12 protein-coding genes and 4 pseudogenes are annotated in these 15,246 nt (G+C 51.9%); 8 read left to right on the top strand and 8 right to left on the bottom strand.

Annotated features, from left to right (window positions below; all coding sequences use genetic code 11):
- Positions 1-59: 59 nt before the first annotated feature.
- The 3 genes and pseudogenes from DZ54_RS17650 (at position 60) to fre (ending at position 3,451) form a co-directional block, all read left to right on the top strand.
- A complete protein-coding gene (locus tag DZ54_RS17650; RefSeq protein WP_025672687.1) occupies positions 60-1,079 on the top strand; it encodes a hypothetical protein in 1,020 nt (339 codons plus the stop codon).
- 74 nt (positions 1,080-1,153) lie between these two features.
- Positions 1,154-2,593 (top strand): annotated as a pseudogene (gene ubiD / locus DZ54_RS0100135) (4-hydroxy-3-polyprenylbenzoate decarboxylase); the annotation flags it as partial.
- A gap of 141 nt (positions 2,594-2,734) precedes the next feature.
- The gene (fre, locus tag DZ54_RS0100130; protein ID WP_025672685.1) at positions 2,735-3,451 is read left to right on the top strand and encodes an NAD(P)H-flavin reductase; all 717 of its coding nucleotides are present in this window, start codon (positions 2,735-2,737) and stop codon (positions 3,449-3,451) included.
- An 84-nt stretch (positions 3,452-3,535) separates the two neighbouring features.
- Here the strand turns inward: fre and DZ54_RS17645 are convergent.
- Positions 3,536-4,424: pseudogene (locus tag DZ54_RS17645) on the bottom strand (carboxylate/amino acid/amine transporter).
- Positions 4,425-4,566: 142 nt separating this feature from the next.
- Positions 4,567-4,992 (bottom strand): universal stress protein, encoded by a 426-nt coding sequence (locus DZ54_RS0100110; RefSeq protein WP_025672681.1) that lies wholly within the window; start codon positions 4,990-4,992, stop codon positions 4,567-4,569.
- Positions 4,993-5,213: 221 nt separating this feature from the next.
- Between DZ54_RS0100110 and ftnA the strand changes: the two genes are divergently transcribed.
- The 5 genes and pseudogenes from ftnA to DZ54_RS0100085 all read left to right on the top strand — a co-directional run bounded on the left by ftnA (position 5,214) and on the right by DZ54_RS0100085 (position 10,745).
- The gene (gene ftnA / locus DZ54_RS0100105) at positions 5,214-5,744 is read left to right on the top strand and encodes a non-heme ferritin (protein WP_025672680.1); all 531 of its coding nucleotides are present in this window, start codon (positions 5,214-5,216) and stop codon (positions 5,742-5,744) included.
- A 53-nt stretch (positions 5,745-5,797) separates the two neighbouring features.
- The gene (locus tag DZ54_RS0100100; protein ID WP_025672679.1) at positions 5,798-6,145 is read left to right on the top strand and encodes a universal stress protein UspB; all 348 of its coding nucleotides are present in this window, start codon (positions 5,798-5,800) and stop codon (positions 6,143-6,145) included.
- Between the two features lie 100 nt (positions 6,146-6,245).
- Positions 6,246-7,357, top strand: a pseudogene (locus tag DZ54_RS17640) (mechanosensitive ion channel family protein).
- 133 nt (positions 7,358-7,490) lie between these two features.
- Positions 7,491-8,557, top strand: a pseudogene (locus tag DZ54_RS17635) (BaiN/RdsA family NAD(P)/FAD-dependent oxidoreductase); the annotation flags it as partial.
- Positions 8,558-8,864: 307 nt separating this feature from the next.
- Complete coding sequence (locus DZ54_RS0100085; RefSeq protein WP_025672678.1) at positions 8,865-10,745, top strand: methyl-accepting chemotaxis protein; 1,881 nt, start codon at positions 8,865-8,867, stop codon at positions 10,743-10,745.
- 75 nt (positions 10,746-10,820) lie between these two features.
- Here the strand turns inward: DZ54_RS0100085 and DZ54_RS0100080 are convergent, their stop codons facing one another.
- From DZ54_RS0100080 to DZ54_RS17630, 6 genes are all read right to left on the bottom strand, one after another.
- A complete protein-coding gene (locus DZ54_RS0100080; protein ID WP_025672677.1) occupies positions 10,821-11,510 on the bottom strand; it encodes a tRNA-uridine aminocarboxypropyltransferase in 690 nt (229 codons plus the stop codon).
- A 58-nt stretch (positions 11,511-11,568) separates the two neighbouring features.
- Complete coding sequence (locus tag DZ54_RS0100075; RefSeq protein ID WP_025672676.1) at positions 11,569-11,910, bottom strand: hypothetical protein; 342 nt, start codon at positions 11,908-11,910, stop codon at positions 11,569-11,571.
- A complete protein-coding gene (locus DZ54_RS0100070) occupies positions 11,859-12,599 on the bottom strand; it encodes a hypothetical protein (protein ID WP_025672675.1) in 741 nt (246 codons plus the stop codon). Before DZ54_RS0100070 ends, DZ54_RS0100075 begins: the two co-directional genes overlap by 52 nt.
- Positions 12,600-12,718: 119 nt before the next feature.
- Positions 12,719-13,522 carry a Cof-type HAD-IIB family hydrolase gene (locus DZ54_RS0100065; protein ID WP_025672674.1) on the bottom strand — a complete coding sequence of 268 codons (804 nt, stop codon included), beginning with the start codon at positions 13,520-13,522 and terminating at the stop codon, positions 12,719-12,721.
- Between the two features lie 126 nt (positions 13,523-13,648).
- Entirely contained in the window at positions 13,649-14,665 is a 1,017-nt protein-coding gene (locus DZ54_RS0100060; RefSeq protein ID WP_025672673.1) for an alpha/beta fold hydrolase, read from the bottom strand.
- Positions 14,666-14,796: 131 nt separating this feature from the next.
- Positions 14,797-15,246, bottom strand: a 450-nt coding sequence (locus DZ54_RS17630; RefSeq protein WP_037353117.1) for an AbgT family transporter, incomplete at its 5' end; no start/stop codon positions are given.

Below are 15,246 nucleotides of genomic sequence, written 5' to 3'. Positions count from 1 at the left end.
TAGACGTTACCAAGGAAGGGGGCACTGGATGCGTGTCACTGGGTATAGGATTGCAACGGATGGCAAGACGTTTTCGCACGATACTGTTGGGCATAGGGCTTGGGATTATGAGCCTATCGATCCCGATGGCTTGGGCCTCTAACGCGCCAGTCGCGGATGGGCAGATCGTCACACAAACCTTTATGGAACAGGTACTGGATAACGCGAGTACGGCGAAGGCCATGCGTACCATGTCTGTCCTTCAAGCAAAGGACGATGTAGCTGCACTCAAAGCACATATCCGTCAGCTTCCGCCGCTGACACGTGAAGCCACACTCTACCGCTTACTCTCCTCACCACTGCGGCTCGACAACGATCATTGGCGAGATTATCTGACTGAACTGAGTCAGCAACAACCTCATTTTCTGTTACGTCATCAGCAAGATGGCTATTGGGTCACAACACCGGCATTCCACTATGCCGCAGCGGCCCGGCAACAGTTAAACCGTTATCGTGAGCAACAATTGACCCACGAACTTGGCATGCTATTAAGCTACCGCCAGCTTGTGATCGCCGATTGGATCAAGCCAGACCAACCGGGCTATCGACAACGTCGTGATGCCTTGGTCGCGATGATTGATGATTATGAGACGGACGGCTTAGCCTATCTAGCAGAACAATACCTCAATGATCCCACCTTAATGTGGCTGCCGGATAACGCGATTTTAGCCGCACTCGCGCAAGCGACGCACCGTCCGGCATTGTATGATCGCCTTTGGCGTCGCGGTACCGACCAATATAGCCTCGATGCACTGCATGCCTTGCGTCAGCGTGCGCGCGATGGTTTTGCGCTGCAACAAATGATGGCAGCCGCAGACAATCCGTCTCTGCGTGGTCCGGCGATTCGCCAACTGGTTACTCTTTCTCCGTTACCTGCGCCAGTCGCTGACTTTCTGTTATCTCAGCTGTCATTACGGCAAGGGCAGCAAGTGGCTCAATTATTGGTCGAAGCGGGAAAAGATGACTGGCTGAATGGATTGCGTGATGAGCTTGGCCCCCTTGGCCGTCAGCACATTGCATCTGCGTTGTCGTCGCGCTAATGTCGACTCTTTACCGATCCGGATACCGGTTTACTTGGTATCATAGAGGCGTCCATTAACTCATTGAGCCTGATATGAAACTTTCCGATCTGCGCGATTTTATTGCGTACCTTGAAGCCCAAGGTGAGCTTAAACGCATTACGCAGCCAGTGGATCCTGACCAAGAGATCACTGAGATATGCGACCGCACCCTGAGAGCGGGCGGGCCGGCCCTTCTGTTTGAGAACCCCATTGGCTATGACATGCCAGTATTGGCAAACCTGTTTGGCACCCCCAAGCGTGTGGCGCTCGGCATGGGTCGACACGATGTGCTTGAACTGCGTGAAGTCGGCAAACTGCTTGCCTACTTAAAAGAGCCTGAGCCCCCTAAAGGATTTCGTGATGCGTTAGACAAGCTGCCTGTGTTTCGTCAGGTATTAAATATGCCCGCCAAGACAGTCCGGCGTCCGCGTTGCCAAGAAGTTGTACTCAGCGGTGATGACGTTGACTTGGATAATATTCCAGTGATGCGTTGTTGGCCTGGCGATGTGGCTCCCTTGCTTACTTGGGGGTTGACCATTACTCGTGGGCCGAATAAAAAACGGCAGAACCTCGGCATTTATCGCCAGCAAAAAATCGGCAAAAACAAAGTGATTATGCGCTGGCTCGCACACCGTGGTGGCGCGCTTGATTTGCATGATTGGATGCAAACCCATCCTGGTGAACCCTTTCCCGTCACCGTTGCTTATGGTGCGGATCCGGCCACCATTCTCGGCGCCGTTACTCCGGTGCCAGATACGCTATCTGAATATGCCTTTGCGGGCTTATTGCGCGGCAGTAAAACCGAGGTGGCAAAGAGCATCAGTAACGATTTGGATGTGCCGGCGAGTGCCGAGATTGTGATGGAAGGGTATATCGATCCGAACGAGTATGCCGACGAAGGCCCTTATGGCGATCACACGGGCTACTACAACGAAGTTGAGCGCCATCATGTGTTTACCGTGACGCATCTAACCATGCGCAAAAAGCCAATTTATCATAGCACCTATACCGGGCGGCCACCGGATGAGCCTGCCGTCCTGGGTGTGGCCCTGAACGAAGTTTTTGTGCCCATTTTGCAAAAGCAATTCCCTGAAATTGTCGACTTTTATTTACCTCCGGAAGGTTGCTCGTACCGGATGGCCGTGGTCACCATGAAAAAACAATACCCTGGGCATGCGAAACGCGTGATGATGGGCGTGTGGTCTTTCTTGCGCCAGTTTATGTATACCAAGTTTGTGATAGTGTGTGACGACGATGTGAATGCGCGTGATTGGAATGATGTTATTTGGGCGATCACCACCCGAATGGATCCCGCGCGCGACACCGTGATGGTGGAAAACACACCGATTGATTCGCTCGACTTTGCGTCGCCGGTGGTTGGCGTCGGCTCTAAAATGGGGCTCGATGCGACCAACAAGTGGCAAGGTGAAACTGACCGTGAGTGGGGCACGCCGATTGCTAAAGATCCAGAGGTGGTCGCACGCGTCGACGCGATTTGGGATGAATTAGGCATCGTGGACTAACCCTATTGGAAAGCGCTAGCATTCAACGTTAACGATAAACACAGCCAAAGGCGGTGACGATACCGCCTCTAATAACCTCATCGGCTGTAGCAAAACGAACAGAGGAACAGAATGTCGATACTATGTGAAGTGACAGCCGTTGAGCCGTTGGCATGTCATACCTACCGCATCATCCTGAAACCGCAGCAAGCGGTGAGCTACCAGCCGGGACAATATGTGATGGCGGTAATGGGCGAAAAAGACAAACGCCCGTTTTCGCTGGCAAGTAGCCCATGTCGTGAAGATGGTGCGGAGCTGGAACTCCATGTGGGAGCGGCGGACGAAAACCCGTTCGCGCTCGAAGTGGTCGAAAAAGCCAAAGCCTTGTTAGAAAGTGGTGAAGCGAATTTTGAAATCACCGAGCCTGCCGGTGATGCTTGGCTGCGTGAAAGTGAGCGCTCCTTGCTGTTGATTGCCGGCGGGACCGGGTTTTCTTATGTGCGCAGCATCGTGGATCACTGTATTAGTCAAGAGGTGCAGTCACCCATTTTTATTTATTGGGGCGCACGAACACCTTGTCAGCTCTATGCGCATGACGAGCTGCAAGCACTGTCTGAATCGCATAGTAATATTACGTTTATGCCAGTTGTTGAACAGGCGGAAGGCGAGTGGCGAGGCAAAGTCGGTAATGTGTTAGAAGCGGTCATGGAAGATTTTGTTAGCCTCGGCGCTTACGATATCTATATTGCCGGCCGCTTTGAAATGGCAGGCGTGGCACGCGATATGTTCTGTAAAGAGCGTGGCGTGAGTCGTGATCAACTGTACTCGGATGCGTTTGCGTTTATTTAAACCTGGCACAATATCTCAGTGACACCCAAAGAGACAGAAATGGCATAAGGCAGGTGTGAGTCACCTGCCTTTTTTATTCAGTGCTCACTGAGAGCGTTGGGCGGCATCCCGTTGGACGGCGACCCGGCGTTTCACCCACGTTTGGTTAAACCAAAGTGCGGCGAGGATCAGCGCGCCGCCAGTCAATAATGGCATTAACTCAGCGTCGCGGTTCCAAATCACCACATTGACTACAATGCCGGCTGGGATCAGCGCGTTGTTCATCACCGCGAGTGCCCCTGAATTGACGAGGGTAGCGCCTTATTCCAAAAGAAATAGCCCAGCCCAGAGGCGATGGTGCCTAGATAAATTAATACACCCCACTGGGTTGGCGTAGAGGGCAGCTTGTTGCTGTTACCCAGTAGTGCGAAAGCTAAAATCCCTACCACTAAGGCGCCGAGATAAAACCAACCGAATATCGCATGTTGGGGAAGGGGAGTCTGCTCTTTCTCAATCAAATATTTGTAACCGACTTGGCCAATGGCAAAGCACAGGTTCGCGCCTTGCACCACCAAAAAACCGAGTAAAAAATCAGGGTTGACGGTGGCATAGCGGATCACGACCGCACCGAGTACGGCAAGAGCGGCGGTGAGCAGATACCAAGCGCTGAACTGCCGTTTTAACGCATCGTAAATTAAGGTGACATAAAGCGGGGTAAAACGGTAAACAGCAAGACTTCTGGCACCGATAAGAATAAGAAGGACTGATAGAAGAAACAGTACATGATGCCAAGCTGAAACGCGCCGACTAACATCAATTTGGCGGCAAACGCGGGTCGCACTTGGCGAGGACGTAAGAAAGGTAAAAACACCAACCCTGCCAGTACGATACGCATCAATACAGAGAAGTAACTGTCGACTTGGCCGGCCAGATACACGCCAATTAAGCTAAATGAAAAGGCCCACAGCAGTGTCACCCCGCTAAGATACCCCATAACTCGGTTCCTTCGATAACGTGAGTAAAAGGGCAGTGTACCGTTTCGCTTCTAGGACGCAATCGGTTCCCAGTCAGCGTATGGTTAAAAGCGCAGAAGGCGGAAAGACCCGCCTTCTGTCCATGCGGGTCGCGAGACGGGGTCAGTCGCGGATCGGCACCATCAAAAGATCAACCGGGGTTTTATTAAGCAGTTGTTTCGTCGACGACAACAACGAGCTCCAGAAATCTTGATGATGGCCGACGACCACCAAATCGATGCCCATGTTTTGAATCGACTCGGTGATCTCTTCAGCTAAATCACCGCTACTAACCAAAGTATGCGTGACAGTACTTTGCGCGTCGCTGGCCAGCTGGTTCAGTTTTTGCTGGGCTTCTTCAATCACCCGGTTACGTGATTCGACTAAGTTAATATCAATCAGTCCGGTATAGAGCTCGGCATAATTGACGTCAATATGCACCAACGAGAGCTGTGCGCCTAAGGCGGTAGCGAGAGCGTCGGCTTTCTTCAGCAGCCTTTCACTGTCATCTGATAAATCAACCGCAACCAAAATATGCTTGTATGACATAGAGTTATCCTTTTTATACGAGGTTGTAGAGGCAGTCTAACCAGCTTGAGAAGCAAAATCCGTCACGGTGATCGCATTCCGATTAAGAATTCGACAATGAGACGGGTCATAAATTCGAGATAAGAATCGGTGCCGCTGGACATTGCCGGCGTAATCCGCTTGAAAACCAACGTGCTGCTGGTCAGAATGGCAGCTAACCCCAAATAAAGAGGACGTTTTATATGCTAGCACCTGCCATGGTTGACAGGCTCAATGAGCAGATCAATTTGGAGTTTTTCTCATCAAATCTATACTTACAAATGAGTGCTTGGTGTGAGGACCATAGTTTTGAAGGCGCGGCGAAATTCTTACACAAGCACGCACAGGAAGAAATGCAGCATATGCAGCGCCTGTTCACCTATGTGAGTGAAACGGGGGCGATGCCTGTTTTAGGTTCGATTGACGCACCACGTCATGAATTTGCGTCGTTAGGCGAGGTGTTTCGCGAAACCTATCAACACGAGCGCTTAATCACGGAGAAAATAAACAGTTTGGCGCATGCCGCGTTTACCACGCAAGACTATTCAACCTTTAATTTCTTGCAGTGGTATGTGGCGGAGCAACATGAAGAAGAGAAGTTGTTTAAAGGCGTGCTCGATAAGATCGAGTTAGTCGGCGAAGATGGCAAGGCATTGTTCTTTATCGACAAAGACTTGGCATCAATGGCAGTTGAATCATCTACGTCAGTGATGGACGGCTCTGCGGGAGAGTAATTGAGTAACCTCTCCCTCTGAACCGCTATCCAGCGTAGTGGAGGGAGAGGACTATGAACGGTGATATCCTGATTGTGGCTGTGTTCACAGTGACAGTGATAAATCTCGCACGCTATGTCTCGTCATTGCGGGCTTTGGTCGTGATGTTACGTGATGCCAACCCGCTGCTTTACCAGCAAATCTGTCGTCGAGAGAGTAATTTTTTCACTTTATCACCCCAAGGCGACATTTCGCGCCAAAAACGCTTGTATCAATACATTCGTAGCCAAGAGTATCTTCATCATCACGATGAGGTGTTTGTCGGGAAATGCAATAAAGTGCGTCACCTGTTCACGCTCAATGTTGCGCTGTCCGGTGCCTTGCTCGCGACCTTTTTTCTTGTCGCTTTTGCGGGCTGGTAAACGGATAATCATCCTTTAGACAAAATGCTGACTTCGGTCAGCATTTTTTTTGCTAGTCTGGCAAGCATTAACGCCTAAACACCCTAACCGTGAGGGAATCATGCAAAGCCTAATCCAATGGTGGCAGTCACTCTATCAAGCCGCCGCGTGGGAGTGGATCTCGAATATTGTTATTTTTATGGGAATGGGGGTCATCGTATGGGTGATATGGCGTGTGGTCATGAGTCGCTTAAAGACACTGGCAGAACGGACCCAAACACGCTGGGATGATGTCTTGTGGCCGGCGATTGATACGCCATTTTCGCTTTTTATCTGGGGCTGGCCTGTACTCCATGCCCTGGAAATATTTCTCGATAACACCGCCGGACACTTGGATTTAAGCTGGGTAAGCGTGATCAGAGAAGTGCTGATCGTGTTCTTACTGATCTGGTTTTTACTTCGATTAGTCAATAGTGGTGAGCAGCTGTTGTTTGACGAAGGACGCCGTGATCACACCACGATTAATGCGATTGGCAACGTCTTACGCTCACTCGCCGTCTGTATGGGGGTGATTACATTGCTACAAAGCCTAGGCGTCAGTGTGTCTGGGCTGCTGACGGTTGGCGGCATGGGGGCTTAATTGTCGGTTTTGCCGCCAAAGACTTGCTCTCCAACTTCTTCGGTGGGGTGATGATCTATTTTGACCGCCCATTTAAAGTGGGTGACTGGATCCGTTCACCCGACCGCAATATCGAAGGGTCGGTAGAAAAAATTGGCATTCGCATGACGGTGGTCCGCACTTTTGATTTGCGCCCCTTATATATCCCCAATTCGGTGTTTAGCAACGTCGTGGTCGAGAACCCCTCGCGGATGCTAAATCGTCGTATCTATGAAACCATTGGCCTGCGCTATCAAGATGCCGATAAACTCGGCGCGGTGATTGACGGTGTCTACGCCATGCTCGAAGCTCATTCAGATATTGAAACGCGGCAAACCTTGATTGTGAATTTCAACAGCTTTGGGCCACATTCGCTCGATTTCTTTATTTATACCTTTACTAAAACCGTCAACTGGCAGCGTTATCATCAGGTTAAACAAGACGTGTTATTAAAAGTGATTAAAATTATTCATCAACACGGTGCGGATATCGCCTTTCCTACCCGCACGCTACATATGGATCAAAGTATGATAGAACAAGGTGCAGCTGCAATGAGGCCGTCACCTGAGGCGTAGGTGCGTTAAATCGCGCTTGCCGCTCACGTACTGGCTGCTACAATGCCGCTCCCACTGGGTGAGCAGAGAATAAACAGGTAAGCGTGTGACTGAGTATGATGTAATTGTGATTGGCGCGGGTGCCGCCGGATTAATGTGTGCGGCACAAGCTGGTCAACGCGGCCGCCGCGTCTTGGTGGTGGATCATGCTAAAAAACCAGGTCGCAAGATCCTGATCTCGGGCGGTGGACGCTGCAATTTCACTAACTATGACGTCACCGCCAATAACTTCCTGTGTGAAAACCCGCACTTCGTCAAATCAGCGTTGGCACAATACACCCAATGGGATTTTATTGGTCTGGTCGCAACCTATGGCGTGGCGTATCACGAGCGTGACCACGGCCAGCTGTTTTGTGATGACAGCGCCAAAGATATCGTTAACCTGCTCTTGGCCGAATGCGACCAACCCACCATCAGTCAACGTTATCGCTGTGAAGTGCATGATATCGAGCAAGAGGACACTGGCTTTCGCCTCAAACTCAATGGCGATCCGGTGCGCTGCCAGTCGTTGGTGGTGGCCACGGGCGGCCTTTCCATGCCCAAATTAGGCGCCACGCCCTTTGGTTACCAGCTCGCCGAACAATTTGGCTTAAAGGTGCTACCCACCGTGCCGCCTTGGTACCGTATACGTTGCACCAAGAAGACAAAACCCGCTTCGCCGATATTTCCGGGGTGTCGGTACCGTGTTCGATCACTACCGAATCTGGCGTGTGTTTTAGCGAGAACCTGCTCTTTACCCATCGCGGCTTATCAGGGCCGGCGGTATTGCAAACCTCCTCGTTCTGGCAACCGGGTGAAGCGGTCACTATCGATTTACTCCCCAGTGAGTCGCTGAAAGACGTGCTGGTAGCGATGCGTGATAAGCACCCCAATCAAACCTTAAAGACCTCACTCGCTCGTCTGTTTCCCAAACGCTTGGTTGAGATCTTAATTGCGCGTGATAACTTGCCGGATAAACCGCTCAAGCAGTTAGATGACAAGCAGATCGATGAGCTTCATCACTACGTTCATCAGTGGTCTATTGCCCCAAACGGCACCGAAGGTTACCGCACCGCAGAAGTGACGCTTGGCGGGGTAGATACCCACGCAATTTCCTCGAAAACCCTTGAAGCGCGAGATATCCCCGGCCTGTATTTTATCGGTGAAGTGCTTGATGTCACCGGCTGGCTCGGCGGCTATAACTTCCAATGGGCCTGGAGCTCCGGCTGGGTGGCCGGGCAGTATGTGTGATCTTGATTCTAAGTGCTCTCTAGTTGACTGTTTTTTGTCTAAAAAATGGCAATCCTGTCTCAGTGTTGATACATTAGCGCGCTTGCCATGTCGGATAAAAATTATCCGGCGCTGTGAACCCGCGACGCGCTGGATGGGCTCGCGGTACCCTAGGGACGGGGTGACGGCTGTTCACTATTGCTACCTCGGTTATCGGGGAGTTTGGAATTAACCTGTCGTTGCTTTGAGAGCCGTTCCCATGCAGTTATCACTAAAACAAAAATTAATTGGGGCATGCTTATCTGCTGTATTGCTGATGGCCGCCTTTCTCACCTGGCTTGCTGTAAGCCAAATTCAAGCCCAAACCCAGTCGAGCATCTATAGCCGCGTCAGTGGTATCGCCGATGCGGCGACTGAGTCGATCAGCGGTTGGGTGCAAATCCGTGCTGATATCACCAGCGCCTTTACCGCTTACACCAGCAGTAGCCATCGTGTGAGCTATTTACAGCAGGCACGTGAGGCCGGTGGGTTTGACGATATCTACTATGGTACTACCCAAGGCGCCATGTATCGCTCGCGCCCTGAACGCAACCGCGATGATTATGACCCTCGCGCCCGCCTGTGGTACAAGCAAGCCGTGAGTGCAGGTAGCCCGATTATTACCACCGCTTACAGTGATGCGATTACCGGTGCGATGCTGGTGACCTTGGCCGAGCCGGTGCGTCGTAATGGCGAATTGATGGGTGTGGTGGGCGCGGATGTGTTGATTGACCAGCTGATCCGCGACGTGACCCAATTGAAAGTGGGCAAAAATGCTAACGCGATGCTGTTAGGCGCCGATGGCACCTTTCTCGCCCACAAAGACAAAGCGCGCTTGCTAAAACCGTATCGCAGCCTGTCCCCTGAGTTGAATGAAAACCGCGTGCGTCAGGCATTGGCACAGCAATCGTTGGTGGAATTGCCTGTCGATGGGGTCGATAAACTGTTTTACTTTGCGTCGGTTCCCAACACCGATTGGGTACTGGCGATTGAGCTGGATAAGCGCACCGAATACGCCAGCCAGGGTGATGCTTTATTCGATCTGATGCTGACAGCTCTCATTATTACCTTGTTGGTCGCCGGAGCTGTGACGTGGTTGATGCACGTGTTGTTCCGTGACTTGCTCAATGTATCCGCCGCGCTAGAAGAAATTGCCTCCGGTGAAGGGGACTTAACCCAGCGCCTTGAGCCACACAGTAATGATGAAATTGGCAAACTTGCCAACAACTTCAACCGCTTTGTCGGCAACATGCACACTATGGTGTCGCACTTACGTCAGCTGTCTGGCTCGCTCAAGCAACAAGCCGAGCTGACCGCGGCGCAAGCGGAAGAGCGCTCTACCCGGATTGGTCATCAGCAAGATGAAATCAATATGGTGGCGACCGCTATCCATGAAATGGCTTCGGCGACCCAAGATATTGCCGGCAATGCCGATAACACCGCACGCACCGCCCAAGAGACCGAAAGCGTCGCCAACGATGGCGGCCAGCAGGTAGAGAAAAGTAAACACGCGATCACCAAGTTGGCGGATGACGTTGAGGCGGCAACCGGTGTGATCAGTGAGCTCGACCAGCATGCGCACAGCATCACTAGTATCTTATCGACCATTCAGAATGTCGCCGAGCAAACTAACCTGCTGGCGTTGAATGCCGCGATCGAAGCCGCGCGTGCGGGGGAGCAAGGCCGTGGCTTTGCCGTGGTTGCGGATGAGGTGCGTATTTTGAGTCAACGCACCCATGCCTCAACCACCGAAATTCAACAGATGATTGATACCTTGCAGCAGGCGACCGGTCGCGCGGTGACCATGATGCAAAATAGCCAACAACGAGCACATACCAGTGTCGATGAGGCGAGCGTGGCACATGAGAGCCTGAGTCAAATTGTTGCGGCGGTGAGTCAAATCAGTGATATGGCGACACAAATTGCCTCGGCAGCGGAAGAGCAGTCGAGCGTCACGTCGGAGATCACCCGTAACTCAGAGGGCATTCGTGATGTGTCGAATGAGCTATCGACCGAAGCCGATGAAGCCGCCCGTCAAGCGGCCACTTTATCCGAGCTCTCTCATAGTCTCGAGCAAGAGATCAGCCGCTTTAAACTGTAACCCATAAACCGCTTAAACGCCGGGCATCGCAGCGCGCTGTGCCCGGCGTTTTTTATGCAGCCGCCTTTTACTTCACTACTTTGACGTTAGCATCTTGGGGGCGGGCAGAGGATCGGTGTGATGGTGGCGGTCGGCCTCGTAGCGCTCCATAAAGTGGACGAGAAAATGGTCTAGTTGCGTGGCAGCGTTCACGTCGCCTTGGCTTCGTAGTAAGGCACTCACCGCTTCACTGGTACACAGGTGTCCCGGTGGCTGGTTGCGCCTGATCGTATATTGCGAGGCGGCTGTTGACGGCAAACTGACCCGCGGTAGACGATTTAGCCACGGGCTTTTATTGAGCATTTTGCGCGCCTGCTGCCAAGTTGCATCAAGCACTACAAACTGTAACGGCGCGCGAGGCTCTTTCGGGGTGGCGATGGGCGTATCCGCGCAAGAGGCTGACTTATCCGCGCAAGAGACTAACGCATCCGCGTCAGCGAATAACCTATCGGCAGGGACGGCATCATCACTGGGAAACAACAACCAAGGTGACACACCACCGCGCGCCCAGCTGTCGAGCAAGGCTTGCGGTGGTTGTTTGCGTTGCCAAATCTCCACCTGAGTGTGAGGCAGGGCCGCCTTGACCAGTTTGCCGGTGTTGGATTGGCGTTGAGCTTCGTTTTCATGCATCACCAGCACGCATTGCAGTTGGCTTTCAAGCGGCCAATAGCAGTGACAGATACAGTGATAGGTAAAACCGCATTGGCGGCAGGGCGAACACGCCATGATTGTCTCCTTTTTTAACGGCGCGTTATTGTGCGAAAGCCCAGCCACGAATACCAGGTCATTGTTGGCTGCTGTCCGCGCCATTCACCTGACGTTTAAGTGTTAACCCTTCCGATCCCAAAGGATACGTATTGCCATTAAAGGTCTCTTCGGTTGCGGTCAAGGACAAGCCGCTGCGTTGATAAATACGCTCAGATACCACCATTTGCTCGCCACTACGAGTGGTGAGCACTTGTACCTTATTGTTACCGACCGGCTGCCAAACGCCAGTTTCTTTAGTGACTGCTTCTCCTTGCGGATGATAGGTGGTTATCGCACTGTGATCGGGCAGTAACGTCAGTTGGGTGGTTAATGCTGGCTGGCCGGCGTGTTGGCTGGTGCTTGATATTGGCCCATCCAATGCTGGCTGGTATCGGCTGACGGTAAAACCGCACAGCCTTGGAACGTATGTTGTGCTGTTTTCAAACGCGCTTGCCAGCCATATAACGTGTGCTCACTTTGCTGGCAACCGTTCGCTGTGAGAGTGAGAACGGCCTCTTTGCTGCTAAATTGCGCCTGGTTCTCGCTTAACTGATGGCCCGTTAAGGGGACTTCGTGGGTATCGTTTTTACTTTCCCACGCTAAAAGCCCTTTTCCGACCGCGGCGGACCATAGTTGAGGGCCATTGCCTTCGGCCAGCACGGTATTCCGTGGTTGGGCGCAGCCTTTTAGCTCGCTGGTCAGCATGTTTAAGCGAGAAATGGTGACCGCGGCGGGGTAATCGGCGCTAAAACCGCGGCGAGATACGGGAGTAAAAAAACCTTCGAATTCGCCATATACCGACGCCTCATGCTGGTCAAGCGCCGCCCGTTGCTCTGTGGTTAAGTCGAGCCAGTACTGCTGTTGGCTACCGCAGGGAGTGAAACTGGCTGTTTCGGGACTCACGGCGATGCGACCGCTTTGCATAAAAGGAATAGGTGATTGTTTGAGTCCTGACGCCACGACATCGCTACGGTGCCCAAGCTCAACAGGGCCAGACGATTGGCTGCATCCCACCAAACTGAACACACTCACAGTGGTAATCACGAACAGATGACGAATAGGTGGCACGATAAACTCCTTGTGATAAGCGAGAGACAGACTTGCGCCTATTAAGGCGGCAGGCCACCCTCGCCATGGAGGGGGAATAACCATAGCGAGGGTGGCGCCAAAAGCGGATGATCAATCGGTTATTGAGCTAGTAAATGGGCTTTTAAATAGCGGGCGACGGCTTCGTCGGCATGGCTGCCAATGATTGCTTTGTCTGAAAGGGTCGCTTTCACACGCGCCTGTGCCGTTGCCATGACTAGCCCTTGGCCGGCGGCGTTGAGCATTTCAACATCATTCATGCCATCACCAAATGCAATACAGTCACTTAAATTAAGCTGATGGCGCTGAGCGACGGCCTCCAAGGCTGCCCCTTTGGACACCCCACTCCCCATGACTTCAAGGCAGAAAGGGGTGGAGAAGGCAATACTGACCTGATCCCCATACTGCGCAATAAACTGATGCTCATACTGCAGTAGGTAATCATGATCGTGACGGATAAAGAAAATCTTCGCCACGTTATCGACGGGCGGATTTTCGACGTCAAATTCACGGGCCTGGAACCCGGAATCTTGATGATAACGGGCAAGCTCTTCGTCCATTTTGCTCAGTAGCCATTCATCATCACGATATAAGTGAATGGTGATGGTTGCATCATATTTAACCTCTTTAATCAGACTCGCGACGATAGCAGGATCAACATTATGTTGGTAAACCAACTGGTTATCACTGTCGTGCACACGGGCGCCGTTCGAGGTGATCATATACGCTGGAATACCGACCGTTTCACGAATGCTGGCGACATCGACATGATGACGACCGGTCGCAAACACAAAGTGAATACCTTGCTGATGAAGCTGCTCCAGCACTTGCTTGGTGTAAGGGGCGATACGGTGCTCAGGGGTGAGCAGGGTACCGTCTAGATCAGAAGCGACGAGTTTGTACATCATGTCCTCATTGGTCAGGCGATCACAATCACAGTATGCTTTGAGTCTACTGCAACTCATCGCGGTTAAAAAGGGAACACTATCATTGTTTGATTTCCGCGTTTAGTTGTCGTCGCGACCAGCAGGTCAATCACATTGGCGATCAAAAAACTCGCGTATCGCTGACAGGGCGGCAATACGATGGGTGTCGGTTTCAAACAGGATTTCATGTCGTGCGCCAGCAAAAAACTGCCATTGGCTGGGTTGATTGGCTTGTTGGCGTAAATAATGAAACTGAGACATGGCTGGGTTCGAGACGATTTGCTCGCCGCCGGCTTGGCAGATCAAGGTCGGAGTGGTGAATTGTGGTGCGACCGCTAAACATTGCTCGGCTGCGGCCATGCCTTCGGCAATCCAGCGCGCGCTTGGCCCACCAATCTGTAATTGAGGTTGGTTGATGTACAGCTGGCGAAACCAGGCATAGCGTGCCCGAGAGTGGGTGAGGTGGTTTTGCTCAAAGGGCACATGACGATAACCCACTTGCCCCGGCCCAAAACGGGGCGGGTGTTGATAGCGAGCTATTGAGCGACATAACCAAGGGGCAATGCGACCTAACCAAGGGCTCACTTGGACGCCAAACATGGGTGCGGTCATGGCTAATCCATCTAAGGCGTTTGGATACTGATGCGCGTAGAGCGTAGCAATGGCGCCTCCCATCGAGTGACCTAGCATCACCGTATGATCGTAATGACGATGCGCCCGAATAGTTTGCATGAAGGTCGCGAGATCGGTGACATAATCGTTAAAACGTTCAACATGCCCTAAATCACGCGGTTTAATGACTAACCGCTCCGATAAGCCTTGGCCGCGATGATCAAAGCTGTACACGTCATAACCCATCTGGAAGAGGTCATAAAAGATCTCTTGGTACTTCATGACGCTTTCAATGCGGCCATTCACCACCACCACCGCACGCGTGTGTTGTGGGTGCGTAAAGCTGCACCAATGCAGACGCAAGCCACTTTCTCCGTGGAAAAAGCCATGCTCACGTTGTTGCCAAAAGGGCGTAATACTGTGTTTAAACGCCTCACTCAGGTGTGCCTCACGGGCAAGAGAGTGGGCGTCGCAAGCCGGTTGGTCCTGACTGTCGGCAAGAATTGTCATCTGTTAGCTACCATCACTGAGATAGCACTACTATAACCGCGTTGGCGGGAGGATGAAAATCCTACTTAAGTGGAAAAATACGTAGAAAAAAGGCAAGCGTTATCGCTTGCCTTAAAAAGAACGGATGATGATTACTGGTTAAAGTTGTAATACGTCTCTGCCCCCGGGCCGACCGGTAAACCGAGAACAAAAACCCACACATAGAACAAGATGCTCCAGCCGACCATAAAGATCATCGAGTAGGGCAGCATGGTGGCAATCAAGGTACCAATCCCCAGGTTTTTCACATAGCGGCAAGCCACCGCCAAAATAAGCCCAAAGTAACTCATCATCGGGGTAATGATGTTAGTGACCGAATCGCCAATCCGATAAGCGGACTGAATAGTTTCTGGGGCATAGCCGACCAGCATTAACATCGGCACAAAGATCGGCGCGGTAATCGCCCATTGTGCGGATGCAGACCCGACCGAGAGGTTAATGAGGCCACACATCAAAATAAAGGCAAAGAACAACGCCAGGGCCAGGTTAAACCGCGAATGGTTTGCAAGAAAGTCTGCACCGCCGACCGCAATCACTTGGCC

This window comes from Salinivibrio socompensis S35, from assembly GCF_000513715.1.
GTDB lineage: Bacteria > Pseudomonadota > Gammaproteobacteria > Enterobacterales > Vibrionaceae > Salinivibrio > Salinivibrio socompensis.
The sequence above is the reverse complement of the archived record's forward strand: the minus strand, read 5'-3'. Positions and strand labels throughout refer to the sequence as shown.